Below are 26,585 nucleotides of genomic sequence, written 5' to 3'. Positions count from 1 at the left end.
AGCGCACCGAGGCGCGGGTCGACGGCATCGACCGCGAGGTGCGGGCGATCTCGAAGCGGGCGTTCCCCGAGTAGGCCGCTCGGTCGGTGAGCGGTGAGCGGCGCGCGTGAGGGGCGCCGGTGATCGCGTGTCAGAGGGGTGCGGCGCCGACCGACGCGGCGGCCCCGGCGGCCGAGAACCGGTGGGCTCGCGGTTCCGCCTGATCGGCGTCGCGCCGCACGATCCAGATCTCCCCGTTGACGATGCGGGGCGCGGGCCTGCCGGTGATCCGGGTCAGACCCGAGCGGATCAGCGCTCCATGCGCGACGACCACGGATCCCGGCGCCTCGTCGAGCAGCCGCAGCACGGCGTTCGACGAGCGCTCGGCGAGCGCCTCGAGCGACTCGGCGCCCGGCACCTCGAGCCCGGGCCACCGGGCGTGGGCCTCCTCGACGGCCAGTCCCTCGGCGAGCCCGAAGTCGCGCTCCCAGAGCGCCTCATCGATGACGGGCGAGCCGAGTTCCAGGCTCTCGGAGAGGATCTCCGCGGTTTCGATCGCGCGGAGCATCGGAGAGCTCACCAGCCCGTGCCACCGGCCGGCCCCGCGCAGGAGCGCCGCGGTGGCCGCGGCCTGCGCTCGGCCGGTGGTGTTGAGCGGTACCTCCGTGCGCCCTTGGATGCGGCCCGCGAGGTTCCAATCGGTTTCTCCGTGGCGCACCAGCGCGAGGGTGCGAGGGTGGGAGCGGCTCATGATCTCACTATAGGACGGACGAGTTCTCCGGCAGCCGCACCGGTCTCCTCCGCCTTCGCGATCCGGCCATCGACTTCGGTGTCGGCGTCGGCCTCGGGATAGGCGATCGCCCGCTCGATCTCGACGCGCACCCGCGCGCCCGCCGGGCACCGCAGCGCCCGCCCGCGGCTGCGCAGCCGCAACCCGTGCCAGTCGACGACCAGGTCGTCGCCGTCTCGGCCGAACAGCGACGACACGACCACCGCGGGGCCGCCGGGGTCCTCGGTGATGCGCACGTGCTCGGGAAGCACGGCGAGCCCCGTGCCGCGAGCGAGGCCCGCCGATGCGGCATCCGAGCCGGTTCCCGCGGCCGCTGCGAGTAGATCCGGCGGCACGTGGAGGTCGTGCCCGCTCGCGCGGAATCCACTCGAGTCGAGCGCGCCCCCGATGACGGTCGCGTCGGCGATGAAGGCGGCCACGAAGGCCGAGGCCGGGTGTCGCAGCACGTCGTCCGGCGCCCCCTGCTGCTGGATGCGCCCGCCGTCGAGCACCACGATCCTGTCCGCGAGGGCGAGCGCCTCGCTGCGATCGTGGGTGACGTGCAGCACCGTGAGACCCAGCTCACGGGTGAGCAGCCGGAGCTCGAGGCGCAGACGGTCGCGCAGCGGCTCATCGAGGGCGGAGAGGGCCTCGTCGAGCAGCAGTACCCGAGGGCGCGCGATCACCGCCCGGGCGATCGCGACCCGCTGCCGCTGCCCTCCCGAAAGCGTCGCCGGGTTGCGGCGTTCGAAGCCGCCGAGCCCGACGAGCTCCAGCGCCTCCGACACGCGACGGGAGCGCTCGGCGCGGGTCACGCCGGCGAGCCTGAGCGGATACTCGACGTTTCGTCCGACGTTCCAGTGCGGCCAGACCGCGTGCTGCTGGAAGACCATGCCGAGGCCGCGGCGCTCGGGCTCCACGCAGCGGCTCGCGTCCGCGACCACCGCGTCGCCGATCCGCACCGAGCCCGCGGTGGGGCGCACGAAGCCCGCGACCGTGCGCAGCAGCGTCGTCTTGCCCGAGCCGGAGGGGCCGATGAGCGCGACGAACTCACCATCGCCGACCCGGAGGTCGATGTCGGCGAGGCCGAGGTGACCGCCCGGGTAGGCGAGGCTGACCGAGGTGAGGGAGACCGAAGACATGAGTGATCCTAACGGGCGCTGCGCGCCGTGAGGCCGAGGCCGGCGAGGCCGACGAGTGCGACGATGAGCGAGAGGGCGGAGGAGGCGTTGTAGGCGCCGGCCTGCTGCAGGTTGAAGATGACGACGCCGAGGGTCTGCGAGCCGGGTGAGAGCAGCAGCACCGACAGCGTGAGCTCGCGCACCGCGGTGAGCGCGACGAGCACGGCCCCCGACAGTGCCGCCGGAACCGCCATTCGGCAGGACACGTCCCACAGCGCCCGCAGTCGTGAGGCGCCGGCCACCCGTGCCGCCTCCTCGGCAGCGCCGGGCGTGGCGGCGAGCGGTGCGCTCACCGACTGCACGACCAGCGCGAGGAACGACGTGAGGTAGGCGCAGAGAATGATCCACGGCGTGTTGTAGAGCCCGATGCTCGGGGCGATCACCAGCCAGGCGACCGCGATCACGAGGCCCGGGATCGCCTGCGGCAGCAGAGCGAGCCCGAGCAGCCCGGCGTTGTCCCGTGCGCGCGTGCGGGTCACGAGCGTGCCGATGGCCAGTCCCAGCAGGCCGCAGATCACCGCCGCCGAGACCGCGAGCATCACCGAGTTGCCGATGCCGGTGAGCGTGCCCGACGCCGTCAGCGCGCGCTCGAAGCTCGCGAGCGTGATGTTCTCGGGCGTGAACGGCACGCCGGGGGCGGGCAGCAGCGACTGCGCCGTCAGGGTGACGAGCGGCAGTACGGTGATGGCGAGCACCAGGGCGGCCGCGACGATCCCCAGCGGGAGGCGCGCACGCCCGAGCGGCAGGCGGTCCGGTGCCGCGGCCTGCGCGTCGAGCTCGACGCGGGTGCGCGTGCGGAGCAGATCGACGACCACGCCGAGCAGTGCGATCGCCAGCAGCACGAAGCCGATCGCCGCGACCACGGCGAGCGGATCCTCGACGGTGCCCGACTGGAGGTACCGGTAGACGAGCGTCGACAGGGTGACGTAGCGCTCGGGGAGGCCGATGATCGACGGGATGCCGAAATCGGCGAGGTTGGACACCGCGACGAGCGTGAACGAGGAGAGCATGGCGGGGCGCAGCAGCGGGAGCGTCACCGCCATCAGCGCGCGCCCGGCCGAGGAGCCGGCGATCCGCGCCGCCTGCTCGAGATCGGCGGGCACGCGCCGCAGCGCCGCGGTGACGATCATCATGGCGACGGGGTATCCGTGCACCGTGAGCAGGAAGACGACGCCGTCGCCCCCGTAGAGATTCCAGAGCGGAGCGCCGAAGCGGGCCGACCACCACGAGTTGACGGGCGAGCTCGGGCCGAGCAGGCTCAGCCAGGCGATGGCGCCCACGAACGGCGGCATGAGCAGCGGGCTGAGCGCGAGCAGGCGCAGGATCCGGCGGCCGGGCAGGTCGGTTCGCTCGAGCAGCAGGGCGAAGGCGGTGCCCACGACCACGGCGAGCGCTCCCGACAGCGCTGCCGAGACGAGGGAGTTGATCGCGGCGTCGAACACGGCCGGATCGGCGAGCCCGGCCCATCCGCCGCCCGTCGCGGCGAGCACCACGATCGCGGCGATGGGCAGCAGCACGAGCGCGCCGACCGCGACCCACAGCGCGCCCCGAACGGCGCCGAGGCCGTCGAGACGCGCGGTGCGCCCGCGGGGCCGGCCGGCGACGGTCGGCCCCGCGGGCGCGAGCAGGCTACTGGAAGAGCCCATTGAAGGTCTCGAGCGCCGCGGCCTGGCTCGCGCGGATCTTCTTGAGATCGGGGTTGAGGAGCGTGATGTCCGAGATCTTCGGGGCGCCCTCGGGGCTCTGCACGTCCTCGCGGATCGGCAGGTAGGACTGGGTGACTGCGATCTCCTGGCCCTGCTTGCTGATCAGGAAGTCGACCAGCAGCTTCGCCGCCTCGGGCTCCTCGGTGTCCGCGAAGATGCCGACGGGCTGCGAGACGAAGGGCACGCCCTCCTCGGGGTACACGGCCTCGATGGGGGAGCCCGCGGCGGCGAGGTCGCGCACGAGCGAGTCGACCACGACGCCCACGGGGCGGCTGCCGTCGGCCACGGCCTGCGACACGGGGCCGTTGCTCTCGGCGATCAGGGGCTTGTTCGCGGCGAGGCCCTCGAGCCAGCTCCGGCCGAGCTTCGGCTCGTCGAGCCAGACCGCCGCGTTGTAGGCGGCCGCGCCGGAGACATCGGGGTTGGGCATGGCGATCTTGCCGGCGTAGGCCGGATCGGTGAGATCGTTCCACGAGGTCGGCGCGTCGGTGATGGTGTTGGTGTTGATCGCGATGACGGTCGGCAGCAGGCGGGTGCCGACGTAGAAGCCCTCGGGGTCGACGAGATCCTGCCGGATGCTCTTGGCCTCGGGCGACTCGTACTTGAGCAGCAGGTCCCGTTCGGCGTAGTCCTCGAAGGTGGGAGCGTCGGCGGCGAGCAGCAGGTCGGCGCCGATGTCGCCGGCCTTCTCCTCGGCGGCGATGCGGGCGGTGAGGTCGCCGGTGCCGGCGCGGAAGACCTCGACCGAGATGTCGGGGTACTGCTCGGTGAAGGCCGCGATGAGCTCGTCGATCTTCTCCTGCGGTTCGGACGTGTAGAGAGTGAGGCTTGCGGCCTTGGGCTGCTGGGCCTCCGCCGAGGCGCCGGAGGCGCCGGGGGAGCAGGCGGTGAGTGCCAGGCCGGCAACGGCGAGCGCTGCGATGGCGCCGATCGAACGCTTACGGAGCATGGGTGGTGTTCTCTGCTTTCTCTGAGGGGGAGGTGATGGGAAGGGCGAAGATGGGTTGCGGGGGCCGGAGGTCGATGGCGGCGGCGCTTACGCCCGGGGCGGTGAGCTGCACGAGAGAGAACATGGGGGCGTCGTGCCCGGCGACGGTGTCGGGGCCGGCGTCCATCACCTGGTGGTACGCGAGCGAGGGCCCGACGAACACCGGGATGCCGCCGAGCGAGGCCGCGAGCGGGTGATGGAAGTGACCGGCGAGGATCGCGCGGGTGTCGGATCTCTCGAGTACGGTCAGGAGCTCGTGAGCGTCGGCGAGGCCCTGCTTGCTGAGCGACGGCAGCGGCGACTCGACCGGCGGGTGGTGCAGCGCGATGATGCTGCCCGCGCCGTAGGGCTCCCGGAGCGTCTCGGCGAGCCACGCCAGCTGCGCGGGGCCGAGCGAGCCCGCGCTCGAGTCGAGGCGCAGGATGCGATGCCCCTCGACGTGCTCCACGCCGTAGTGGCGGTGGTGGTGGCCCGGAAGCGAAGCTGCGGCGGCGGGCTCGTCGTGGTTGCCGAGTACGGTGAACACGGGGGCTCCCACGATCTCCTCGAGCCGTGCGCACGCCCGCGCGACGGACGCGTAGGCGCCCGGGTGGCCGCGTTGGATGAGATCGCCCGTGATGACGACCGCCTCGGGGGTCATGCCCACCGAGCGCGCGTAGTCCCCCACGCGCTCGAGCCGGCCGACCCCGTCGACGGTGCCGTAGAGCAGCCCCTCCTCGGTGGCGTGCACGTCGCTGACGTGCAGCACGGTGAAGCGCCCGGTCGCGGAGCTCATCGAGCCGGCTCCGGATCGGTTGCGAGCGGCGACGCGGCGGTGCGCGCGGCGAGGGGGAGGACTATCGCGGACGCGCGACGAGCCAGCGCCGCCAGGTGCTCGGGGCGGGCGCCGTGCCGCAGCAGGTAGGCGCTCGCCCCACCCTGTTCCTCCACGAGGTCCAGGGCCGAGACGAGGGCTTCGGTCGGGCTGTCGAGGTGCAGCCGCTCGGCATCGGCGCGCGCCTCGGCCGCCAGGCCGAGCGCGTCGAGCTGCTCGCTGACGAGCGCGCGACGGGCCGGGCGCACGGAGAGCTCGGAGCGCGCGTAGTCGTCGATCACGTCCTCTCGGCGCTCTCCGGCGGCCAGCCGGGTGAGTGCGATCACCAGACCGGTGCGGTCCTTGCCGGCGGTGCAGTGCACGACCGCGGTTCCCGGGTGCTCGGCGATGGCGATCACCGCGGCCGCGAGCTCCGGCCCGCGATCCCGGATCAGATCCAGGTAGATCGACTCGATCCTGCCGCTTGCGGGAGGGTGCTCGCCGTAGACGGGGAGCGAGCGCACCGTGAGGGAGTGGCGACGGGTGCGATGCTCGGAGGGCTCGCGCAGGTCGATCACGAGGTCGACGCCCCGCTCGCGCAGTGCGCGTTCGCCGTCGACGGTGAGGCCGTCGAGCGCGGCCGAGCGCACGAGCCAGGGAGCGGTCTCGGCTCCGATGCCGCGGGCGTTGTAGCTGCCGTCGAGCGGGAATTCGAACACGGGCTCCTCCGGGTCGCACGACCATCATTCCGTATTGTTCCAGCAACTCTGGAACGCGTTACATCACCACTATCGAGGGCCCGAGTGGCCGCAGGGTGAACGGCAGGGGAATCCGGTGCGAAGAGTCGGGGAAGTCGGCGGGACGGGTGGCGCCCGGCGCGCGGCGGGGCCCGGCCGCGGGCGGGCCGCACCGCGGCGGGGCCGAGATTCGCGGGCGCAGAACGAGGATCGCGGTCTGCGCCGAAGCTACTCGCCGGTGTCGGCGAGCGCGCGGGCGACGACCGAGCGCATGGCCTGCGAGTCGGTGGTCTCGGCGGCGTCGAGGCCATCGGCGACCGCCATGAGCAGCGCGTGCAGCAGCACCGAGTGGCTGAGGCGCACGAAGAAGGGGTCCACGGAATGCTGGGGGCCGACCGCGCCCGTCGACACGACCACGTCGGCGAGCTCCGGGATCGGGGCGCGGGTGTAGCTGCAGAGGGCGATCACGGCCGCGCCGCGCTGCTTCGCCGCGCGGCAGGTCGCGAGCGTGTGGGTGTTCGCCCCCGAGTGGCTGAGCGCCACGCAGACGTCTTCCGGTCCGAGCGTGTGCGCCGCGAACTGCTGCGCGAGGATGTCGATCGGGGCCTCGACCGCGCGGCCTATGGTGGCGAAGCGCATCGCCGCGTCCTGCAGCGGCGGAGCGGAGAAGCCGTTGGCGGTGAAGAACACCCGCCTCGCTCCGGCGACAACGGTCGCCGCCCCGGCGAGCGCCTCGCGGTCCACCGCGTCGCGACCGAGCAGCAGGGCCTCGCGTGCGCTCTCGAACACGCGGCTGACGCCGTCCCCCGGTGCGGCGTCGGCGGGAGCGCCCTCGCGCGCGAGTTCGAGCCGCAGGTGCTGGAAGCCCGTGAAGCCGAGCCGCTGGCAGGCCCGGATGACAGTCGCCGCGGACGTGCCCGCGGCCGCGGCGAGCTGCTGGGTGGACCACTGCGGCACCTCGACGGAGTGGTCCAGCACCGCTTTGGCGACCGCGCTCTCGCTCGGGCCGAGCAGGGCGGCATAGGCCCGGATGCGTGCGAGGGTCGAGCTTGCACCGGTCTCGAGGGCTCGTGATGCGGCGTGCGGTGACATGCGCACAGGCTAGTGCACGCGGATGTCGGCGGCATGAAGCCCCGCCCTCCCGGCCGCGGCGGGTCGGGCGCGGGTGGAGTCGGAGACGACGAGCAGCTCGCCCACCTCGCAGTCGAGCGCCCGGCAGAGCGCGGTGAGGGTGGAGAAGCGGATGGCGCGGGCCCGGTTGTTCTTGAGCACCGAGAGGTTGACGAGGTTCACGCCCACGCGCTCGCTGAGCTGGGTGAGCGTCATGCCGCGCTCGGCGAGCAGCTCGTCGAGGCGGCAGTGGATCGCGTGGCCCTCCTCGGGCTCGGCGGGGCTCACACCAGGCCCTCGGTGTCGCGCTGCATCCGCGCGCCCACGGTGAACGCGGTCAGGATCACCGCGAACGCGAAGGCCGCGATGATGAACAGCGCCGGATCGGCGACGAGGAAGACGAAACCGTCGCTGTTCCCGGCTCCCAGCTCGACCAGCACGCTCCCGCCGACCGCGCCGTCGAGGGCGAGGGCGAGGGCGGTGCCCGCGCCCTCGAGTCCGGTGATGCCGGCAGTGGTGGCCAGGGCGGTGTTGCCGCGGCCGAAGACGCGCCCGCGAAGAATGCTGCGGGCGAGGAGCACCGGGCGGAGGGTCACCGTGGTGACGGTGCCGAAGCGGATGACCTGCTCGAGGATCTCGAGCCCGAAGGTCGAACCGGTGAGCCGGGGAACCGTCACAGTGGCGGTGTCGACCTGGAGCGGCACCGCCTCTCCGCCGGGCCCGATCGGCGCTTGCAGCTCGAGGCCGATCGGCTGGACGGTGACGGGGATGCTCTCTCCGAGCAGTACCCGCATGACGCGGAAGCAGGCGCCGATGCCGGCCCCCAGCACGATTCCCAGCCCGGCGAATGTCAACCCCCGGCCCAGTCACGCCTGCGGCGAACACGGCCCCGCGATCCCGGATCAACCCGTAGCCTGGATGCATCGACCGGAGTCGCACCGTCGACGCGTCACCGGTTACAGGAGGTTATTGATGTTCGAGAGATTCACCGACCGCGCCCGCCGGGTGGTTGTGCTCGCCCAGGAAGAGGCGAAGATGCTCAACCACAACTACATCGGCACGGAGCACATTCTGCTGGGCCTGATCCACGAGGGCGAGGGCGTCGCCGCGAAGGCGCTCGAGCAGCTCGAGATCTCGCTCGACGCGGTGCGCGCGCAGGTGACCGACATCATCGGGACCGGGCAGCAGCCGCCGTCGGGCCACATCCCCTTCACGCCGCGCGCCAAGAAGGTGCTCGAGCTGAGCCTGCGCGAGGCCCTGCAGCTCGGCCACAACTACATCGGCACGGAGCACATCCTGCTCGGCCTCATCCGCGAGGGCGAGGGCGTCGCGGCGCAGGTGCTCGTGAAGCTGGGCGCCGACCTCAACCGCGTGCGCCAGACCGTGATCCAGCTGCTCTCCGGCTACCAGGCGGGCAAGGAGAGCGCTCCCGTCGGCGCCCCCGAGCAGCAGGGCGAGACCAAGGGCTCGCAGGTGCTCGACAACTTCGGCCGCAACCTGACGCAGGCCGCGCGCGAGGGCAAGCTCGATCCGGTGATCGGCCGCGAGAAGGAGGTCGAGCGGGTCATGCAGATCCTCTCGCGCCGCTCGAAGAACAACCCGGTGCTGATCGGCGAGCCCGGCGTCGGCAAGACCGCCGTGGTGGAGGGCCTGGCGCAGGCCATCATCAAGGGCGAGGTGCCCGAGACGCTCAAGGACAAGCAGGTCTACGTGCTCGACCTCGGCTCGATGATCGCGGGCAGCCGCTACCGCGGCGACTTCGAGGAGCGCCTGAAGAAGGTGACCAAGGAGATCCGCAACCGCGGCGACATCATCATCTTCATCGATGAGATCCACACGCTCGTCGGCGCGGGCGCGGCGGAGGGCGCGATCGACGCGGCCAACATCCTGAAGCCGATGCTGGCCCGCGGCGAGCTGCAGACCATCGGCGCGACCACGCTCGACGAGTACCGCAAGCACTTCGAGAAGGACGCCGCGCTCGAGCGCCGCTTCCAGTCGATCCAGGTGGCCGAGCCGAGCCTGCCGCACTCGATCAACATCCTCAAGGGCCTGCGCGACCGCTACGAGGCGCACCACAAGGTGTCGATCACCGACGGCGCGATCGTGGCCGCGGTGAACCTCGCCGATCGCTACGTGCAGGATCGCTTCCTGCCCGACAAAGCGATCGACCTGATCGACGAGGCCGGCGCCCGCCTGCGCCTGTCGATCCTGTCGAGCCCGCCCGAGCTGCGCGAGTTCGACGAGAAGATCGCGGTCGTGCGCGCCGAGAAGGAGCAGGCCATCGAGGCCCAGGACTTCGAGGCCGCCGCGAACAAGCGCGATGAGGAGAAGAAGCTGATCGCCGAGCGGTTGCGGCTCGAGAAGCAGTGGCGCTCGGGCGACGTCGCCACGAAGGCCGAGGTCGACGAGGGGCTCATCGCCGAGGTGCTCGCCCAGGCGACCGGCATCCCGGTGTTCAAGCTGACCGAGGAGGAGACCTCGCGTCTGCGGTTCATGGAGGAGGCCCTGCATCAGCGGGTCATCGGCCAGAACGAGGCGATCTCGGCGCTCGCGAAGACGATCCGCCGCCAGCGCGCGGGTCTGAAGGATCCGAAGCGGCCCTCCGGCTCCTTCATCTTCGCCGGTCCCACCGGCGTCGGCAAGACCGAGCTCGCGAAGGCGCTCGCCGAGTTCCTGTTCGACGACGAGGACGCGCTGATCTCGCTCGACATGTCCGAGTACGGCGAGAAGCACACCGTCTCGCGCCTCTTCGGCGCGCCCCCGGGGTTCGTCGGCTTCGAGGAGGGCGGCCAGCTCACCGAGAAGGTGCGCCGCAAGCCGTTCTCGGTCGTGCTCTTCGATGAGATCGAGAAGGCCCACCCCGACATCTTCAACTCGCTGCTGCAGATCCTGGAGGAGGGTCGCCTCACCGACGGTCAGGGCCGCGTGATCGACTTCAAGAACACGGTCATCATCATGACGACCAACCTGGGGTCGAGCGCGATCGCGGGCGGCCCGGTCGGCTTCCAGATCGAGGGCGACTCCTCGATCGGCTACGAGTCGATGAAGGGCAAGGTCAACGAGGAGCTGAAGAAGCACTTCAAGCCCGAGTTCCTGAACCGCGTCGACGACACGATCGTGTTCCCGCAGCTCACCAAGGAGGAGCTGCTGCAGATCGTGGACCTCTTCGTGAAGCAGCTGAAGGATCGCCTGCTCGACCGCGACATGCACATCGAGGTCTCCCCGGCAGCGCGCGAGCGCCTCGCCGAGGTCGGCTACGATCCCACGCTGGGCGCGCGCCCGCTGCGCCGCGCGATGCAGCGGGAGATCGAGGATCGTCTCTCGGAGCGCATCCTGGGCGCCGACCTGCTCGCGGGCGACCTGGTGAAGGTCGATTTCGTCGACGGCGAGTTCACCTTCGCGACCGACCGCCAGTCGCAGAAGGCGCACGGCGGGACCTCGGCTTCATCGGCAGCCGCGGTGGCGTCGACCGCGGCGACCCCGGGGGTCGCCGAGTAACGGAGTTCCGAGTAGCGGGATCCCGATCCCGCGCCGATCGGAAGGGTCCGCTGCTCCTCCGCTCCCCCCACCGAGACGCCACGGTTCTCCCGAAACACCAAGATATTCACGCGATTTTCGTGGCGTCTCGGGAGAATCGTGGCGTTTCGGCGCGGCCGCGGAACCGATCGGCCGTGGGCTCGCGTCCGCGCGCGCCCGCGGCAGTAGGCTGGGGAGATGAGCCAGACCTCCGAGATCCTGATTCGCAGTGCTCACACGGGCGACGTGCCGCGCATGGCCGAGCTGATGGAGCCTCTGGTCGCGCGCCGCATCCTGCTCGGCAAGGATCTGGTCGACCTGTACGCGGCGGTGCCCGAGTTCCTCGTGGCGGCCGGTCCCGGCGGCGAGGTCGTCGGCTACGGGGCCGTTCACGTGATGTGGGATCAGCTGGGCGAGGTGCGCACGCTCGGCGTCTCGGAGGAGTGGCTCGGTAGGGGGGTGGGGCACCGCCTGCTGGAGTCGCTCGAGGGGCGGGCCCGCGACCTCGGTCTGACGCGGCTCTTCTGCCTCACCTTCGAAATCGACTTCTTCGAGAGGCACGGTTTCGAGGAGCTGAGCGAGGACACCGAACTCGTCGCGGCCGAGGTGTACGCCGAGCTGTTGCGGTCGAGCGACGAGGGTGTGGCGGAGTTTCTCGATCTCGCGCGCGTGAAGCCCAACACCCTCGGCAACACGCGGATGCTGAAGCGTCTGTAGCGCCGTTTCCGCGTTACCCTGACGCCATGTCGACGCTGAAGGATCCGGTGGGCCCGAAGGACCGCAAGGTCTACATCAGGCGTCGCCTGCTGGTGCTCGCGGGGTTCATCGCGGTGGTCGCGGTCGTCGTGCTGGTGTTCGTGAAACCCGGATCGAGCGGCGGCGTGGAGGACGCCCGCGAGGTCGAGGTGCCCAGCGATCTGCCCGCCTCGCCGGAGCCCTCAGACGACTCCGGCTCGAAGGACGGGGGCGCGGTGCCGGCGTGCGCAGCCGGACAGTTGGCGGTGACCCCCGTGACCGATAAGACCGACTACGCGGAGGGCGAGCTGCCGCTGCTCTCGCTGAGCGTCGAGAACACCGGTGAACAGGCGTGCTCCGCCGACCTCGGAACCGCGGGCATGGAGTTCTCCGTCTCCAGCGGCGACGATCAGGTGTGGCGCTCGACGGACTGCCAGAAGAACGCCAAGAGCCTCGCGGTGGTTCTCGACCCGGGGAAGCCGCTCGAGACCGAGGGGATCAAGTGGGACCGCACGCGCTCCAGCCCAGAGACGTGCGATATCACGCGCGATCCGGTGGCCGCCGGGGGCGCCTCCTACCACCTGCGAGTGTCGGCCGCGGGCGCGCAGGGGACGGGGACGGCGCAGTTCCTGCTTTACTGACCCGCGCCGCCGATGGGCGGCGGGTGTTCCGATTCGGTGAAATGTGATGCCGAACACGTCGAAACGGAGTTATGGTTAGGCATGGAAAAGAAGAAGGCCTCGGAGACCGGCATCCGCATGGAGATCCCTCAGGGAACCGGCGAGGCCGTCGCCGTGGACGAGCTCATCGATGATCTCCTGCACGGCGACATCCGCGGGGCCCTGAACGCCCTGCACGAGCCTCACCGGGAGGCCGAGGTCGGCCCGGAGGCGGCGCCGAGCACCTGAAGTCGCGGGCGCTTGCTCCTCAGCTCGTCAGGTCCTCGAGGCGCAGCGCGAACCAGAGTTCTGCGCGATCGTCGGGGTCGGCGAGCGAACGCCCGGTAAGACGTTCGACGCGGGCGATCCGGTCCCGCAGGGTGTTGCGATGGATCCCGAGCGCCGCCGCCGCGGGGCCGCGCTGTCCGCCGGTCTCGAAGACTGCGCGCAGCGTCTCCCTCAGCAGCCGGCGCTCCGGCGCGGGCAGCCGCTCGTCGTGCGCGGAGAGCGGGCCCAGCACGCGAGCGCTCAGCGCGCGGGGCGGCGCATCCGGTGAAGCGGGATCGGCGGTCCCGGATCCGCTTCGGGAGGCGCCGGGACCGCCTCCGCGTTCCTCGGCTCGCTCCAGGTCCGTCAGGGCCTCGAGCAGCGGCGCGTCGCGATCGGCCCGGACGATCTCCGGGACGCGGGGCTGGGCGTAGAGGGGAGCGGTGAGGGAGAGCGAGCGCAGTCGAGCGCTCGCCGAGCGCCGGCTCAGCACCGCCTCGGAGATCGACTCCGACCGGCCGATCACGACGTCGAGTCCGTGTTCGGCCGCGGTCGCGAGAGCCCGCTCGAGCGCCGCCTCCGTGTCCGGGCACAGCTGCCAGGCGAGCGCGATGCCGGGGCCCCGTGGCGCCTCGTCCCCGGGCGCGATGAGGCGGTCGAGGCCGCTGCGGGGCCTCCTGCGCCAGTCGGCGATGTTCTCGGCGCCGCCCTGCACCGCGACCGCGCGCACCCGATCGGGAAGCGGCAGTTCGGGGGCGAGGATCCGGGCGGCGCCGAGCGCCTCGCCGCCGCGCAGGAGCGCCGCGGTGAGGCGCTCCCAGCGCTCCCGCTCGCGCGTCTCCTCGGCGCGGTCGCCGCGTAGACCGAGGCCGAGTACCATCGAGCCCGCCGCGATGACGGCGTGCCCCTCGGGGGTGAGCGGCGCGTCACCGGCGACGGCGAGCTGAAACGCCCCGTCTCCGTCGAGCGAGACCCGCTCGACATTGCCGTCGCGCGCCGCCGCGAAGCCCGCGGTGCTCGCCAGAACGGCTCCGTCCGAGCCGACGAGGGCGAGCTGCTTGCCGGTGGCCTGGGCGATGCTCGCGATGATCTCGGCCGGATCCCGACCCCCTCTCGCCCCGTCGAGCAGGCGCTGCTGGGCCTGCAGCGCCGAGCGGGCGGCGCGCAGCTCGTCGGAGCGCAGCAGCGCCGCTATGGCCTTGGTGACGGCGATGAACGGCACCGGCAGCGGGATCTCGAAGAGCGCAACGCGGTACTCGCTGGTCGCTCGGGTGAGCGGCGGCGGGATCCGATCGTGGTTCACCCCGACCCCGAAGCCGATCGCGGCGACGCGCGCCCGGTTCAGGCTCGCGACGAAGTCCCGCCAGCGCGGGTCGTCGAAGCTTAGGGCGAGGCCCGTCGTCAGGATGATCTCGCCGCCCTCCAGGTATCCGCCGAGATCGAGCAGCTCGGTCGTCGAGCTCCAGCTGATCTCGGGATCGCCCGGGCCGGCCTGAACGAGACGCAGGCCGAGATCCGGGAGCGCGAGCAACTGGGAAAGCGTGGCCATGAGGAGATTCTTGCACAGAGCTAACGGGCATGCCTATGCAAGGATGCGCCGGACGGTGAAGGGGGCGCCCGTAGACTGACGACATGACGCGACGCGGGCCGAAGGGGCGGCGTACGGACCCGGACGAGAGGTGCGAAGTGAGCGAGCGAGCGGATCAGGCCGGGAACGGCGGGGCGCTGACGGGGATCCGCGTCGCCGATTTCTCGCGAGTGCTCGCCGGCCCCTACGCCACCATGATCCTCGCAGACCTCGGCGCCGACGTCATCAAGATCGAGAGCCCGGACGGCGACGGCACCCGCCAGTGGCGGCCGCCCGTGAACGCGATCGGGCAGAGCACCTACTTCGCCGGCGTGAACCGGGGCAAGCGCTCGGTGGTGTGCGACCTGCGCGATCCCGACGGGATCGCGCGCGCCCGGGAGCTCGCGCGCACCGCCGACGTCGTCATCGAGAACTTCAAACCCGGCACCATGGAGAAGTTCGGTCTCGGCTACGAGGCCCTCGCCGCCGAGAACCCCGGCCTCGTCTACTGCTCCATCTCCGGTTTCGGCGACGCCGCCGGACGGGACCTGCCCGGGTACGACCTGCTGGTGCAGGCCGTCGGCGGGCTCATGAGCATCACCGGTCAGAGCGACGCCGAGGGCGGGGAGCCGACCAAGGTGGGGGTGGCGCTCGTCGACATCCTCACCGGGCTCAACGCCGTGATCGGCATCCAGGCCGCACTGCGCGCCCGAGAGCGAGCCGGAGCCGGGCCGGACGAGGGCGCCGATTCCCCCACGGCCGGCCGCGGCCAGCACGTGCGAGTGACCCTGCTCGGATCGCTGCTCTCGGCGCTCGCCAACCAGGCCTCCTCGACCCTCGAGACGGGCGTATCGCCGGGGCGCATGGGCAACGCGCATCCGTCGATCGCTCCGTACGAGACCTTCGCTGCGGCCGATCAGGCGATCGCGCTCGCCGTCGGCACCGACGGGCAGTTCGCGCGCCTCGGCGAGGTGCTCGGGATCCCCGAGATCGCGAGCGACGACCGCTTCGCGAGCAATCCGCAGCGCGTCGCGCATCGCGCCGAGCTGCGCGCGACCCTCGAGGAGCGCCTGCGCACGCGCGAGGCCGCGCACTGGATCGATGCGCTCACGGCGGCGAGCGTCCCCGCCGGGCGCGTCAACACGATCGCCCAGGCCATCGAGCTCGCCGAGTCGCTGGGCCTCGATCCGGTCGCCCGCACCGACGCCGCGGCTCCCGACGGCGCCCGCCACGTGCTCAGCTCCATCGCGACGCCCATCTCGCTCTCCGGCACACCGGCCGCCTACCGCCTGCCGCCGCCGGGCGTCGGCGACCACCAGCACGCCGGCTGGCTGCCCCGCTAGCGCGACCCGGCCCGATCCCGAACGTTCCCACCGAGCAAAGGACCCGTCATGACCACCACCATCGACCAGCTCTTCGACGTCTCCGACTTCGTCACCGAGGAGGAGCGCGACTGGCAGCTGCGGGCGCGCGAGTTCGCCCGGACCCGCATCCGGCCGATCATCGATCAGGCGTTCGAGGAGCGCCGCCTGCCCGCCGAACTGCTGCCCGAGGTGGGCGAGTTCGGAGCCTTCGGCATGTACATGGACGGCTACGGGCTGCGCGGCGCGTCGTCGGTGGCGTACGGCCTCGTGGCGATGGAGTTCGAGGCGGTCGACTCCGGCTTCCGCACCGCGCTGTCGGTGCAGGGCTCGCTCGCGATGGGGGCCATCTACAAGTTCGGCTCCGAGGAGCAGAAGCAGCGCTGGCTCCCGGCCATGGGCCGCGGCGAGGCGATCGGCTTCTTCGGCCTCACCGAGCCGCAGGGCGGATCCGACCCCAACACCATGATCACCACCGCCCGGCGCGATGGTGGGGAGTGGGTGCTCAACGGCAAGAAGCGATGGATCGGCCTCGCCACCATCGCGCAGGTCGGCGTGATCTGGGCGAAGGACGACGAGGGGATCGTGCGCGGCTTCGTCGTGCCGACCGACACCTCCGGGTTCAAGGCCACCGCCATCGAGAACAAGCTGTCGATGCGCGCCTCGCTGCAGTGCGAGATCGAACTGACCGACGTACGGCTGCCGGCCGACGCGATCCTGCCCGGCTCGAAGGGGCTGTCGTCTCCGTTCAAGTGCCTCAACGAGGCGCGCTACGGCATCGTCTGGGGGGTCATGGGCGCCGCGCGCTCGTGCCTCGAGGCCGCGGTCTCGAGGGCCCAGACCCGTGAGGTGTTCGGCGCGCCGATCGGGGGCAAGCAGATCATCCAGGCCAAGCTCGCCGACATGTTCGTCGAGTACGAGAAGGGCCTGCTGCTGGCGCTGCACCTCGGCCGTCTCAAGGACGCGGGGAACCTCTCGTACGGGCAGATCTCGGTGGGCAAGCTCAACAACGTGCGCGAGGCCATCGGGATCGCGGGGACCGCGCGTGCGATCCTGGGCGGCGACGGCATCACGAGCGACTTCCCTGTGATGCGCCACATGGCCAACCTCGAGTCGGTGCGCACCTACGAGGGCACCGACGAGGTGCACCAGCTGGTGATCGGCCGCGAGCTGACGGGCATCGCCGCGTTCTAGCTTGTGCGGCGAGGCGCGGCGGCCCTGTCGGCTCGTCGGCGGCCCGTGCCGGCCCGTCGGCGATCCGTGTGCGCCTTCTTGCCGCTCGCACCGAGACGGAGTGGCAAGAAGGCGCACACGGATCTAGGGCGGGGCGGGATCCGGGCGGGATCCGGGGCGGGATCTAGGGCGGGCGGGATCCAGGGTAGGGCGGGGCGGAATCGGGGCGATCCGTCGAGCAAATAGTTCTATCCGAGGTAGAGTTATTGCCATGCTGGTGAGAGTGAACGAGGCGAGCGAGCGGCCCATCTACGCCCAGATCGCCGACTCGGTGCGCGCCGACATCGCGAGCGGCCGGATCGGGCCCGGCACCGTGCTGCCCCCCGCCCGGGAGGTGGCGACCGGGCTCGGCATCAACGTGCACACGGTGCTGCGGGCCTATCAGCAGCTGCGCGACGAGGGGCTGGTCGACCTCAAACGGAGGCGCGGGGCGGTAGTGACGCAGCGCGCGACGGGATTCGGCGAGCTGCGCGACGAGGCGCGGGCGCTGGTACGCCGAGCGTCGGAGCTCGGGGTCGGCCCCGACGCGCTCGCCTCTCTCATCACGGGCGACGCCGCGGCTTCGGCATCCGAGGAGCGGTTCGAGCAGGTTCGGAAGCGCGCCGCGACGGGCTCTGCGCCGGGAGACGCGGGATCCTTGGCCGGCGGAGCAGCTGCGTGACGGGCGACCGCCACCTCCGCGTGGTGGGGGAGACCGGAGAGGACCCCTGGGGCGGCCCCGAGGCGATGCAGCCCGGGCTCACGGAGCATCAGCAGCGCGATCTCGCACGCGCGCGGCGCGCGGCGCTGTGGGCCGGGCTGATCCTGCCGATCTCGCTCGTCGCGACGAGCTCCCTGCTGCTGATCCTGTGGCTTCCCCGCCTGCCCGATCCGCTCGCGACGCACTGGTCGGGCGCTGCCGGCCCCGACGGGTTCGGCCCGCCGTGGCTGAACGTCGTCGCCAACGCGGGCATCGGCGTCGGTATGGCGCTCATGTTCTGGCTGATCGTGCACTTCGGCAGCCGTCCCTCGGCCGGCGCGCGGCTCTCGGGCGGCCGGGCGCTGCCCGCCTGGTCGGCGTGGCAACGCGCCGTCGCGGCGATGGGGTGCGGAACGGTGCTGTTCACCTGCTTCATGTTCGTCGCGACGACCTGGATCCAGCTCGATCTCGATGATGCGCGCGACGCGCCCGGCGTCACCGGGCTGATGGGGATCGGCTTCCTCCTCTGGATCCTGGTCGCCGTCGCCGCGTTCCTCGTGCAGCCGAAGGTGAGGATCGACCGTCCGGGCGGGGGCGATGCCGCGCCGCTCGCGCTCGAGAGGACCGAACGCGCCGTGTGGGTCGGCGAGGTGCGGCCGTCGGGAGTCTTCATCTGGGTGATGGGCGGCGCGATCGTCTTCATCGGGGCGATCACGGCACTCACTTTCCTGGATCCGAGCGCTCCGCCGTTCGCGCGCTGGGTCATGATCGGATCGACGACGCTGCTGATCGTCCTGGGGGCGACGAGCCTGTGGTATCGAGTGCGCGTCGACGACGCGGGCATCGAGGCGCGCTCGATCCTGGGGTGGCCCCGGTTCCGGGTGCCGGTCTCCGACATCGACCGGGTGGCCGCGGGGCAGATCAACCCGCTGAGCGACTTCGGCGGCTGGGGGTGGCGATGGTCGCCGGGCCGCTTCGGGATCGTGATGCGCACCGGCGAGGGCATTCTCGTGACCCGGAGGAACGGGGGCGTCTGGGCGGTGACCGTCGACGGGGCGCAGGAGGGCGCCGCACTGCTCGCGGCCGTCGCCGACCGCACGCGCGAGGGCGGCGGAAGGCCCACCGGAGGAGAACGAGCGACGGGAGCATAGTGGAGGAGCAGATGGAGAACACGGCGCACCCGGCCCCCGGCGGGTTCGACGCGCGCGCGGATCGCCCGGCGCGGGGCGTGCCCTGGGGAGCCGTCGCGCTGTTCGTCGTGCTCGCTTACGGCCTGGCCTGGCTCGTCGCGCTGCCGCTGTGGCTCAAGGGGTCGGCCGACCCGGCCTTTCCCGCGCTGTTCGGCCTGCTCTCCGCAGCGATGATGCTCACGCCGGCCCTCGCCACGCTCGGCGCGCTCTTCGCGGCGCGCACGCCTCGCCGGGAGCGACTGCGCTTCCTCGGCATGTGGCCGCTCCGTCCGGCGAAGCGGGTCGTCTGGTTCACCGTCGCCGCGCTGTTCGCGCCGCTCCTCGTGGCCATGCTGACCACCGGGCTGGCGGGAGCGCTGGGTTGGGTACGGCTCGACCTCGTGAACTTCTCCGGCTTCGCGGAGGCGAACGCGGCCGCACTGCCCGAGGGCGTGGATCCCGGCATCCTCCCTCCGCCCGGCGTGCTCATCGCGATCCAGCTGCTCACCTTCCCGGTGCTCGCGCTGATCCCGAACTCGCTGCTCGGCTTCACCGAGGAGATCGGCTGGCGCGGGTGGCTGCTGCCCGCGCTCCGGCCGCTCGGGATCTGGCCGGCCCTGCTCCTCTCCGGCGCGATCTGGGGTCTGTGGCACATGCCGCTGACGCTGCTCGGCCACAACTACGGGCTGACCGACTGGCGGGGCGTCGCCCTCATGACCGTCAACTCGGTGCTCTGGGGCATGGCATTCGGGTGGCTCCGTCTGCGCAGCGGCTCCGTGTGGCCCGCGGCGGTGGGGCACGGCGCCTTCAACGGGGTCGGCGGCACGATCATCTGGTTCGCCGCGGCGGGCGCCGAGGTGCGGCCCGAGCTCGTGACGATAGTCGGCGCCGCCGGGTGGATCGTGATCGGGGTGATGATCCTCATCCTCGCCCTCGCCGGGCAGTTCCGCAGGGAGCCGGAGCTCGCGCCGTCTCGCCGCCGCCCGCGAACCTGAGCGCCGCGGAGCGCCGGGCGCCCGGATTCCTCCTACGGCCGCGCCGGGAACCACCAGGAGGGCGCCAGCGCGGTGACCGACCGCAGAAAGGACCGCCGGTCCGAGACGCCGCTCAGCACCCACGCCTTGATCGCGCCCACGAGCCCCATGCCGAGAAAACGCGCGACGACGTCCACCTCGAGCTCGGGCAGCGGCGGCTCGTACAGCGCGCGCTGCTCGAGGTACTGCTTGAGCGTCTCCGTGAAGTGGTCGGCGAGCAGGTTGGGCACCGTGCCGTCGCGCGGCGTGTTGATCGACAGCAGGTAGAGGCCCCGGTGCCGGTCGATGTGGTCGAGGATCTGGTCGACGCTCGCGACGAAGATCTCGACGGGGTCGGCGGTGAGCTCGGCGTAGCTGGTGATGAAGTGCTCGCGCGCCGGATCGAGCTCGAGGCTCAGGGCCGAGCCGAGCGTCTCGGCGGGGCTGGCGAAGTGCTTGTAGAAGGTCACCCGGTTGATGCCCGCGCGCTCGGCGAGCTCGGAGACCGTGATGTCGGGGACGGGCTTCTCGGTCGCCAGCTGGATGATCGCACCGTGCAGCGCCGCTCGGGTGCGAACGATTCGCGCGTCGGTCATGAGACCACCCTAGTGCGCCGGGGCCTGCAGCGGGCGGGTGAGCTCGGCGATGCGCCCGGCCGCGGCGGGGTGGCGCCGCTGCAGGGCCCCCCGCTCGCCCAGCTCGAAGCCCTCCCAGCGGAACGGGGGAGCCATCGTGGTGCCGACGAGCGTCCACTCGCCGAGCGGGGAGGATCCCTGCATCACGCCCGGCGCGACCACGGCCTGGGGCAGCTGCCCCGCATCGGGATCCGGCCCGAGCAGGAGTTCCTCGGCGCCTCCCCCCGGGTGCAGCAGCAGTATCCGCAGCGGCGATCCTGCGTACCAGTGATACACCTCCACCGAGTCGAGGGCGTGCAGTGCCGAGAAATCGGGGCGCGCGAGGAGGTAGTAGATGGCGCTCGAGTGCTCGTCGAGGTGCGTGCGCCGGAACAGCCCGCCCTCATGCTCGAGCGGCTCGAGGTCCAGGCGATCCGCCCAGCGCGCGGCCTCGGCGGGAAGCGCGTGATCGCAATTCACGCGAGCGCCGCCTCGCGCGTCCTGCGGAAGCGCCTGCTCATCAGGATCAGCACCAGCAGGGTCACCACGTAGGGGCCCGCGTCGGTGAGCTGCTGGGGCAGCCCGAACGACTGCAGGCGGAATCCGAGCGCGTCGGCGAAGCCGAAGAGCAGCGCGGCGCCGAGCACCCCGACGGGGTGGGCGCGCGCGAGCATCACGGCGACGACCGCGATCCAGCCGCGGCCCGCCGACATGTTCTCGGTGAACTGCACCACGTTGCCGAGCGCGAGCTGCGCGCCGCCCAATCCCGCGAGGGCGCCCGAGGCGATCACCGCGCCCAGCTGGTACCGCTGCGGGTCGACGCCCATCGTGGCCGCCGCGAGCGGGCGCTCGCCCACGCCGCGCAGCCGCAGTCCCAGCGGCGTGCGGAACATCACGATCCAGAGCGCGGGCACGAGCAGCAGCGCCAGGTAGCCGAGGGGCGAGAGGGCGAACAGCGCCCCGAGCACCGGGATGTCGGCGAGGATCGGGATGCGCCAGATCGGGATGCCGTCGATGCCCGGATCCTGGAACACGCCCTGCACGTCGAAGATCGCGACGAGCAGGAAGCTGGTCATGCCGACGGCGAGGATGTTCATGGCGATCGCGAGCACGATCGGGTCGCCCCGGCGATAGACCGCGCCGTAGCCCAGGATCAGCGAGAACAGCGCCCCCGCCACCGTGGCGACGATCACGCCGACGATCCAGTTCTGGGTGAAGAACGACGCGGCGACGCCGCAGAAGGCGCCGATGAGGATCATGCCCTCGAGGCCGATGTTGAAGATGCCGACGCGTTCGGCGAGCATGCCGCCGAGCGCCGCGAGCAGGATCGGGATCAGGGAGCGCAGCACCGAGGAGAGGAGATCCTGATCGAACAGGTCGAGGAAGTTCATCGCTCGGACTCCTTCGACTCGGCCGCGGTCGGGGTCGCGGCTACGGGGGCGGGCGCGTGCGTCGTGAGCGGCGATGGGCCCATCGGCGTCTCGTCGAGGGACGGTTCGCCGCTCGCGGCGCCGCGCTTCCCTCGACGGAATCGGGGGAGCGCCACCCGGAAGGCGAGCAGGATGATGACGAGCGCCTGGATCACCGCCGCGATCTGCGGCGAGAGGCCGAGCTCGCGGCCCATCGCGTCGCTGCCCACCATGATCGCGGCGAAGAAGAGCCCGGCGATCGCGATGCCGACGGGACGGTAGAGGGCGAGCAGCGTGACGAGCAGCGCTGTCCAGGCGTAATTGGTCTGTATGAAGTAGCCCTCGATGAGGCGCGTGTTGGGGGCGCCGATGGTGAGCATGAGGCCGAAGAGACCCGCGAGACCGCCGGAGAGCGCCATGGTGCGCAGCACGAGGGGCCCGGGCTTCACCCCGCCGTAGCGCACGAACTCGGCGTTCTGCCCGCTGAGGCCCGACTCGAAGCCGTAGCGGGTGCGGCGGTTCATGAAGATCACGCCGATCACCACGACGGCCAGCGCCACGAGCGACCAGTTGACGCCCGTCAGCACCGCCGTGACCGGGTTCGTCGGGCCGAGGCCGTTCCGCAGGGTGTCGGCGAAGGCGGAGTCCCGCGGCACGAGCATGGAGAGCTGCACCTCCGGGCGCAGCTGCTTGCTGGCGACGAGGTCGGAGGTGGGCTCGTCGAGCCTGAAGCGGATGAGCCAGGAGGAGAAGTAGCGCGCGGGGTAGTTGAGCAGCAGGGTGGAGAGCAGGATCGGCACCCCGAGCAGGTTCTGCAGCACCGCGGCGATGAGGCCCCAGGCGGCGCCGACGGCGATCGCGGCGACGAGGGCGAGCGGCACGATGAGCGCCGCGGGGCCGGGAACGTAGATCGCCACCATGCCGCCGGCGAGGGCACCCAGTCCGGCCTGTCCCTCGGTGCCGAGGTTGAGCACGCCGGCGCGGAACGCGATGGCGATCGCGATCCCGATGCCCACGATCGGGATCGCCCGCTGCAGGGTGTTGGCGATGCCCGGGCCGGTGCCGAACGATCCGTTCACCATGGCCACGTAGCCGCTCACGGGATCCACCCCCGCCAGAGCCATGAAGCACGCGCCGATCAGCAGCGCGAGCACGATCGAGACCGGGATCGGGCCTGCGAGCCAGCGGCCGAATCTCTGCGGGGCGTTCACGAGGCGGCCTCCCTCTGCTCGGTGCGCAGCGCGGCGAACACCCCTGGGCGGTGCCGTTCCTCGGGTTCGTGCCCGGCCATGTACAGGCCGAGCAGCGCCTCGGTCGCCTCCGCCTTCGGCACCTCGGCGACGACGCGTCCGTCGAACATCACGAGGATGCGGGAGGAGAGCGACAGGATCTCGCTCAGCTCGGCTGAGATGAGCAGCAGCGCGCCGCCGCCGTCGCGATACTCGCAGAGCTCGCGGTGGATGGACTCGATGGCGCCGATGTCGACGCCGCGGGTCGGCTGCTCGGCGATGAGCACGGGGGAGCGGTAGTCGAGCTCGCGCGCCACGACGACCTTCTGCAGGTTGCCGCCCGAGAGCGTGCCGACCGGCGTGGCGGGCCCGGCGATCTTCACGCCGAAGCGCCGGATGAGGCGCTTCGCGTGCTCGAGCATGGCGCCGCGCGAGAGCAGTCCGCGGCGCAGCAGCGGGGCGCTGCGGTGGTGGCCGAGGGCCAGGTTGTCGACGGCGTCGGCCGTGCCGGCGCTGCCGACCGCGTGGCGATCCTCGGGGATGTACGCGATGCCTCCGTCGCGCCGCTGGGCGATCGATGCGCGGCTGAGATCCCGGCCCCGCACCGACACGCTGCCCGAGCCGGCGCGCCGCATGCCGATCACGGCCTCGGCGAGCTCCACCTGGCCGTTGCCCGCTACGCCCGCGATGCCGACGACCTCGCCCTCGCGCACGAAGAGGCTGACCCCTGAGACGGCGTCGCGGTCGCCCGACCCCGGTACGCTGAGATCGCGCACCTCGAGCACCGTCTCGCCAGGCTCTCGAGCGGGCGGGGGAGTGCTGAGGTCCACGTCGCGGCCCGTCATGTGGCGGGTGATCTCGCTGGGCGAGCTCTGCGCGGTGACGAGGGTCGCGACGTTGCGGCCGTCCCGCAGCACCGTGACGCGGTCCGAGATCGCCATGACCTCGTTCAGCTTGTGGGTGATGAGGATGATGGTGCGGCCGTCGGCCCTGAGCGCGCGCAGCACGTCGAAGAGGCGCTCGGTCTCCTGCGGGGTGAGCACGGCAGTGGGCTCATCGAGGATCAGCACGCGCGCCTCGCGGTAGAGCGCCTTCACGATCTCGACGCGCTGCAGCACGCCGACGGGAACGGAGTCGACGCGGGCCGTCGGATCGAGCGCGAGGCCGTACCGCTCGGCGATCTGCGCCACCTCGCGGTTGGCCGCCTGGCGGTCGATGAGCCCGCGCTTCGTCGGCTCACTGCGGAACACCACGTTCTCGGCGATGGTGAGCGACGGGAAGAGCTTGAACGACTGGAAGACCATGCCGATGCCGGCGTCGATCGCGTCGAGCGGCGACGCGATCTCGCGGCTCTCGCCGCGGATCGAGATCTCGCCCGCGTCGGGCCGGTGAACTCCGGCGAGCATCGACATGAGGATCGACTTGCCCGCGCCGTTCTCGCCCATGAGGGCGTGGATCTCGCCGCTCTCGACCTCGAAGTCGACATCGTCGTCGGCGAGCACCCCGGGAAAGCGCTTGGTGATCCCGCGCATCGAGACTTCGGCGACCATCACCGCTCCTATTCGTCGTGTGGATGAAGCGCCGGTGGCCGGGCGAGCACCCCGCCCGACCACCGGTCGACGCTACGCGGTCGGATCGGTGACCTCGATCTTGCCCGACACGATGTCATCGCGCACCTGCTGGACCTTCGTGAGCACCTCGGCGTTCTGCATGACCGTGCACTGGGAGTCCTTGGCGCCATCGGAGAGGCTGACGATGTTCATGCCCTCCTCCTTGAGGCCGAAGGAGGTCGTGGCCTCCTTCGCGCTCTTGCCGTCCATGATCTCGCCGACCACGGTCTCGACCACCTTGTCGACGGCCTTGATGGTGCCGTCGACCACGAAGCCGGGGGCCATGGGGCACTGGTTGGCGTCGACGCCGTAGGTGAAGAAGCCCTCTTGGGCGGCGGCCTCCATGATGCCGCCGTTCGAGGCCGCGCCCACCGCGAACACCTGGTCGACGCCCGTGCCGGCGAAGGCGATCGCCTGCTCCTTGGCGCGCGCGGTGTCGGCGAAGGGATTGTCGCCGCCGATGACCTGCGGGGCGACGGTCTCGACGTCGGGGTTGACGCTCTTCGCTCCCTCGGCGAAGCCGTCCGAGTACTTCTTCAGCAGCGGGTTGTCGACCGAGATGACCGAGCCGACCTTGTTCGCCTGCGTGAGCATGCCCGCCTCGACGCCGAGCAGGTAGGAGGGCTCCTGCTCGCGGAAGGTGGCCTGGTAGAGGTTCTCGGGGGCGCCGTCGACGAAGGTGTCGATGAGCAGGAACTTCTGCTGCGGGTTCTGCTCGGCGAGCTCGGCCGCCATGTCGCCGAACTGGAAGCCGAGCATCACGATGACCTCGGGGGCCTTCGAGATCGCGGCCTCGACGTTCTGGCGACGCTGCGCGTCGTCCTTCGACTCGTAGGTCTCCTGGGTGCCCTCGAACTGCTCCGCGACGTTCTCGATGCCCGTCTTGCCCGACTTGAGGAACTCGTTCTGGCCGATCGGGTCGCTCGTGATGTAGATGAAGCGGGGGCCGTCGGCGCCCGTCCCCGCGGATCCGTCGCCGTTGCCGCTCGCGCAGGAGGTGAGCAGGAGGGCTGCGGAGGCCGCGCCTGCGATCAGTGCCGCACGAGCGCGGCGCTTGGTGAAGAACATGCTGCTTCCTTTACTGATGAGAAGTGGGATTGGGAATGAGCTTAGGAGCGAAGCGCGTCGAATGGTACATCGGCGAGGGTTTCGCCCCGGCCCGGCAGGATCACGCGCCGCTCGGTGACGATGGCGGTGACGAGCTCGTGGGGGGTGACGTCGAAGGCCGGGTTGACGGCGTCGACGCCCTTGGGCGCGGTGCGCGTTCCGCCGAAGCCGGCGACCTCGTCCGGGCCGCGATCCTCGATCTCGATGTCGGCCCCGCTCGCGGTGGCCATGTCGACGGTCGACTCCGGGGCGACCACGATGAAGGGCACGCCCGCGTGCCGCGCGGCGAGAGCGAGCGAGAAGGAGCCGATCTTGTTGGCGGAGTCCCCGTTGGCGGCGATGCGATCGGCGCCGATGAACACCGCGTCGGCGATGCCGCGCGACAGCAGGAAGGGCCCGGCGGAGTCGATGATGAGCCGGAAGGGCGCATCCATGCGCTGCAGCTCCCACGCCGTCAGACGAGCACCCTGAAGCAGAGGCCGGGTCTCGAGCGGGAAGGCCTCCTCGAGCGACCCCTGCTCGAGGAGGGTCTGGATCACTCCGAGGGCGGTGCCGCGCTCGACCGTCGCGAGGCTGCCCGTGTTGCAGATGGTCATCACCCGCACGCGGTCCTTCCCCGTGAGCTCGCGGGTCAGATCGGCGCCGCGCAGCCCCATGGAGACGCAGGCGGCGATGTCCTCGTCGCGGATCGCGAGAGCCTCCTCGAGGATCGCGGCGGCTCCCCGGTCGAGGCGCGTCAGCGCGCGATCGACGCCCCACGAGAGATTGACGGCGGTGGGGCGCGCCTCCCGCAGCAGGGCGGCCTGGCGGCGCACCTCGTCGCGATCCAGCTCCTCGTCCCCGTTCGCCGCCTCCACGCTCGCGGCGATGAGCGCGACCCCCATCGCGCCGGCCACACCCAGGGCGGGGGCACCGCGAACGGCGAGGCGCCGGATGTCGTCGATGAGCTCGGGAAGTTCCGTGACGCGGAGCATTTCGAGTCGGTGCGGCAGCAGAGTCTGGTCGATGAGCTCGATGGCTCCGTCGACCCAGTCGATCGTACGCAAGCGGTATCCTTCCCGTTCTCCCCGACGTTCAAGAATACCCCTCCACGCCGCTCGGACGCGCGCGATCCGGTTCACAGGGCGGATTCAATTGGTTGTCGCAACACCCTG

Annotated in this window: 26 protein-coding genes; 9 read left to right on the top strand and 17 right to left on the bottom strand. The window is 71.5% G+C overall.

Annotated elements, in window-relative coordinates:
* Window positions 1-130: 130 nt before the first annotated feature.
* The 9 genes from D1J51_RS08950 to D1J51_RS08910 all read right to left on the bottom strand — a co-directional run bounded on the left by D1J51_RS08950 (window position 131) and on the right by D1J51_RS08910 (window position 8,117).
* On the bottom strand, window positions 131-730 hold the full coding sequence (locus D1J51_RS08950; protein ID WP_119074850.1) for a histidine phosphatase family protein: 600 nt from the start codon (window positions 728-730) through the stop codon (window positions 131-133).
* Window positions 727-1,890: an ABC transporter ATP-binding protein gene (locus D1J51_RS08945; RefSeq protein WP_119074849.1), complete on the bottom strand. Its 1,164-nt coding sequence runs from the start codon at window positions 1,888-1,890 to the stop codon at window positions 727-729. The genes D1J51_RS08950 and D1J51_RS08945 overlap by 4 nt, the downstream gene beginning before the upstream one ends.
* Before the next feature lie 8 nt (window positions 1,891-1,898).
* Entirely contained in the window at window positions 1,899-3,575 is a 1,677-nt protein-coding gene (locus D1J51_RS08940; RefSeq protein WP_205547838.1) for an ABC transporter permease, read from the bottom strand.
* Entirely contained in the window at window positions 3,559-4,584 is a 1,026-nt protein-coding gene (locus D1J51_RS08935) for an ABC transporter substrate-binding protein (protein ID WP_119074848.1), read from the bottom strand. Before D1J51_RS08935 ends, D1J51_RS08940 begins: the two co-directional genes overlap by 17 nt.
* Complete coding sequence (locus D1J51_RS08930; protein ID WP_119074847.1) at window positions 4,574-5,398, bottom strand: metallophosphoesterase; 825 nt, start codon at window positions 5,396-5,398, stop codon at window positions 4,574-4,576. The genes D1J51_RS08935 and D1J51_RS08930 overlap by 11 nt, the downstream gene beginning before the upstream one ends.
* Window positions 5,395-6,135 (bottom strand): tyrosine-protein phosphatase, encoded by a 741-nt coding sequence (locus D1J51_RS08925; protein WP_119074846.1) that lies wholly within the window; start codon window positions 6,133-6,135, stop codon window positions 5,395-5,397. The genes D1J51_RS08930 and D1J51_RS08925 overlap by 4 nt, the downstream gene beginning before the upstream one ends.
* A gap of 246 nt (window positions 6,136-6,381) precedes the next feature.
* Window positions 6,382-7,245: a MurR/RpiR family transcriptional regulator gene (locus D1J51_RS08920; RefSeq protein WP_119074845.1), complete on the bottom strand. Its 864-nt coding sequence runs from the start codon at window positions 7,243-7,245 to the stop codon at window positions 6,382-6,384.
* 9 nt (window positions 7,246-7,254) lie between these two features.
* Window positions 7,255-7,551 carry a helix-turn-helix domain-containing protein gene (locus D1J51_RS08915; RefSeq protein WP_119074844.1) on the bottom strand — a complete coding sequence of 99 codons (297 nt, stop codon included), beginning with the start codon at window positions 7,549-7,551 and terminating at the stop codon, window positions 7,255-7,257.
* The gene (locus D1J51_RS08910; protein ID WP_162903736.1) at window positions 7,548-8,117 is read right to left on the bottom strand and encodes a hypothetical protein; all 570 of its coding nucleotides are present in this window, start codon (window positions 8,115-8,117) and stop codon (window positions 7,548-7,550) included. The genes D1J51_RS08915 and D1J51_RS08910 overlap by 4 nt, the downstream gene beginning before the upstream one ends.
* Before the next feature lie 118 nt (window positions 8,118-8,235).
* Here D1J51_RS08910 and D1J51_RS08905 point away from each other — a divergent pair, with 118 nt between their 5' ends.
* The 4 genes from D1J51_RS08905 to D1J51_RS08890 all read left to right on the top strand — a co-directional run bounded on the left by D1J51_RS08905 (window position 8,236) and on the right by D1J51_RS08890 (window position 12,422).
* Window positions 8,236-10,761, top strand: coding sequence for an ATP-dependent Clp protease ATP-binding subunit (locus D1J51_RS08905; RefSeq protein ID WP_119074842.1), 2,526 nt, complete (start codon window positions 8,236-8,238; stop codon window positions 10,759-10,761).
* A 216-nt stretch (window positions 10,762-10,977) separates the two neighbouring features.
* Entirely contained in the window at window positions 10,978-11,496 is a 519-nt protein-coding gene (locus D1J51_RS08900) for an amino-acid N-acetyltransferase (protein WP_119074841.1), read from the top strand.
* Between the two features lie 26 nt (window positions 11,497-11,522).
* A complete protein-coding gene (locus D1J51_RS08895; RefSeq protein ID WP_119074840.1) occupies window positions 11,523-12,155 on the top strand; it encodes a hypothetical protein in 633 nt (210 codons plus the stop codon).
* A gap of 81 nt (window positions 12,156-12,236) precedes the next feature.
* The gene (locus D1J51_RS08890; protein ID WP_119074839.1) at window positions 12,237-12,422 is read left to right on the top strand and encodes a hypothetical protein; all 186 of its coding nucleotides are present in this window, start codon (window positions 12,237-12,239) and stop codon (window positions 12,420-12,422) included.
* Window positions 12,423-12,441: 19 nt separating this feature from the next.
* On the opposite strand, the gene D1J51_RS08885 is transcribed toward D1J51_RS08890, so the two are convergent.
* Window positions 12,442-13,989 (bottom strand): PucR family transcriptional regulator, encoded by a 1,548-nt coding sequence (locus D1J51_RS08885; RefSeq protein ID WP_119074838.1) that lies wholly within the window; start codon window positions 13,987-13,989, stop codon window positions 12,442-12,444.
* A 137-nt stretch (window positions 13,990-14,126) separates the two neighbouring features.
* On the opposite strand from D1J51_RS08885, the gene D1J51_RS08880 reads away from it, so the two are divergent.
* The 5 genes from D1J51_RS08880 to D1J51_RS08860 all read left to right on the top strand — a co-directional run bounded on the left by D1J51_RS08880 (window position 14,127) and on the right by D1J51_RS08860 (window position 19,444).
* Window positions 14,127-15,350, top strand: a complete 1,224-nt coding sequence (locus D1J51_RS08880; protein WP_240423094.1) for a CaiB/BaiF CoA transferase family protein — start codon at window positions 14,127-14,129, stop codon at window positions 15,348-15,350.
* 48 nt (window positions 15,351-15,398) lie between these two features.
* Complete coding sequence (locus tag D1J51_RS08875; RefSeq protein WP_119074836.1) at window positions 15,399-16,562, top strand: acyl-CoA dehydrogenase family protein; 1,164 nt, start codon at window positions 15,399-15,401, stop codon at window positions 16,560-16,562.
* A 250-nt stretch (window positions 16,563-16,812) separates the two neighbouring features.
* Entirely contained in the window at window positions 16,813-17,262 is a 450-nt protein-coding gene (locus tag D1J51_RS08870) for a GntR family transcriptional regulator (RefSeq protein ID WP_119074835.1), read from the top strand.
* The gene (locus D1J51_RS08865; RefSeq protein WP_119074834.1) at window positions 17,259-18,431 is read left to right on the top strand and encodes a hypothetical protein; all 1,173 of its coding nucleotides are present in this window, start codon (window positions 17,259-17,261) and stop codon (window positions 18,429-18,431) included. The genes D1J51_RS08870 and D1J51_RS08865 overlap by 4 nt, the downstream gene beginning before the upstream one ends.
* A gap of 11 nt (window positions 18,432-18,442) precedes the next feature.
* Entirely contained in the window at window positions 18,443-19,444 is a 1,002-nt protein-coding gene (locus tag D1J51_RS08860; protein ID WP_119074966.1) for a CPBP family intramembrane glutamic endopeptidase, read from the top strand.
* A gap of 32 nt (window positions 19,445-19,476) precedes the next feature.
* On the opposite strand, the gene D1J51_RS08850 is transcribed toward D1J51_RS08860, so the two are convergent.
* From D1J51_RS08850 to mtnA, 7 genes are all read right to left on the bottom strand, one after another.
* Window positions 19,477-20,058, bottom strand: coding sequence for a TetR/AcrR family transcriptional regulator (locus D1J51_RS08850; RefSeq protein ID WP_119074833.1), 582 nt, complete (start codon window positions 20,056-20,058; stop codon window positions 19,477-19,479).
* Between the two features lie 9 nt (window positions 20,059-20,067).
* Complete coding sequence (locus D1J51_RS08845; RefSeq protein ID WP_119074832.1) at window positions 20,068-20,556, bottom strand: cupin domain-containing protein; 489 nt, start codon at window positions 20,554-20,556, stop codon at window positions 20,068-20,070.
* On the bottom strand, window positions 20,553-21,467 hold the full coding sequence (locus tag D1J51_RS08840; RefSeq protein ID WP_119074831.1) for an ABC transporter permease: 915 nt from the start codon (window positions 21,465-21,467) through the stop codon (window positions 20,553-20,555). Before D1J51_RS08840 ends, D1J51_RS08845 begins: the two co-directional genes overlap by 4 nt.
* Entirely contained in the window at window positions 21,464-22,696 is a 1,233-nt protein-coding gene (locus D1J51_RS08835; RefSeq protein ID WP_119074830.1) for an ABC transporter permease, read from the bottom strand. The genes D1J51_RS08840 and D1J51_RS08835 overlap by 4 nt, the downstream gene beginning before the upstream one ends.
* Complete coding sequence (locus D1J51_RS08830) at window positions 22,693-24,264, bottom strand: ABC transporter ATP-binding protein (RefSeq protein ID WP_119074829.1); 1,572 nt, start codon at window positions 24,262-24,264, stop codon at window positions 22,693-22,695. Before D1J51_RS08830 ends, D1J51_RS08835 begins: the two co-directional genes overlap by 4 nt.
* 72 nt (window positions 24,265-24,336) lie before the next feature.
* The gene (locus D1J51_RS08825; RefSeq protein ID WP_119074828.1) at window positions 24,337-25,392 is read right to left on the bottom strand and encodes a BMP family ABC transporter substrate-binding protein; all 1,056 of its coding nucleotides are present in this window, start codon (window positions 25,390-25,392) and stop codon (window positions 24,337-24,339) included.
* Window positions 25,393-25,433: 41 nt separating this feature from the next.
* Window positions 25,434-26,477 carry an S-methyl-5-thioribose-1-phosphate isomerase gene (gene mtnA, locus D1J51_RS08820; RefSeq protein WP_119074827.1) on the bottom strand — a complete coding sequence of 348 codons (1,044 nt, stop codon included), beginning with the start codon at window positions 26,475-26,477 and terminating at the stop codon, window positions 25,434-25,436.
* Window positions 26,478-26,585 lie beyond the last annotated feature (108 nt).

Origin of the sequence: Leucobacter sp. wl10 (assembly GCF_003569785.1) — a bacterium.
Taxonomy (GTDB): domain Bacteria; phylum Actinomycetota; class Actinomycetes; order Actinomycetales; family Microbacteriaceae; genus Leucobacter.
The sequence above is the reverse complement of the archived record's forward strand: the minus strand, read 5'-3'. Positions and strand labels throughout refer to the sequence as shown.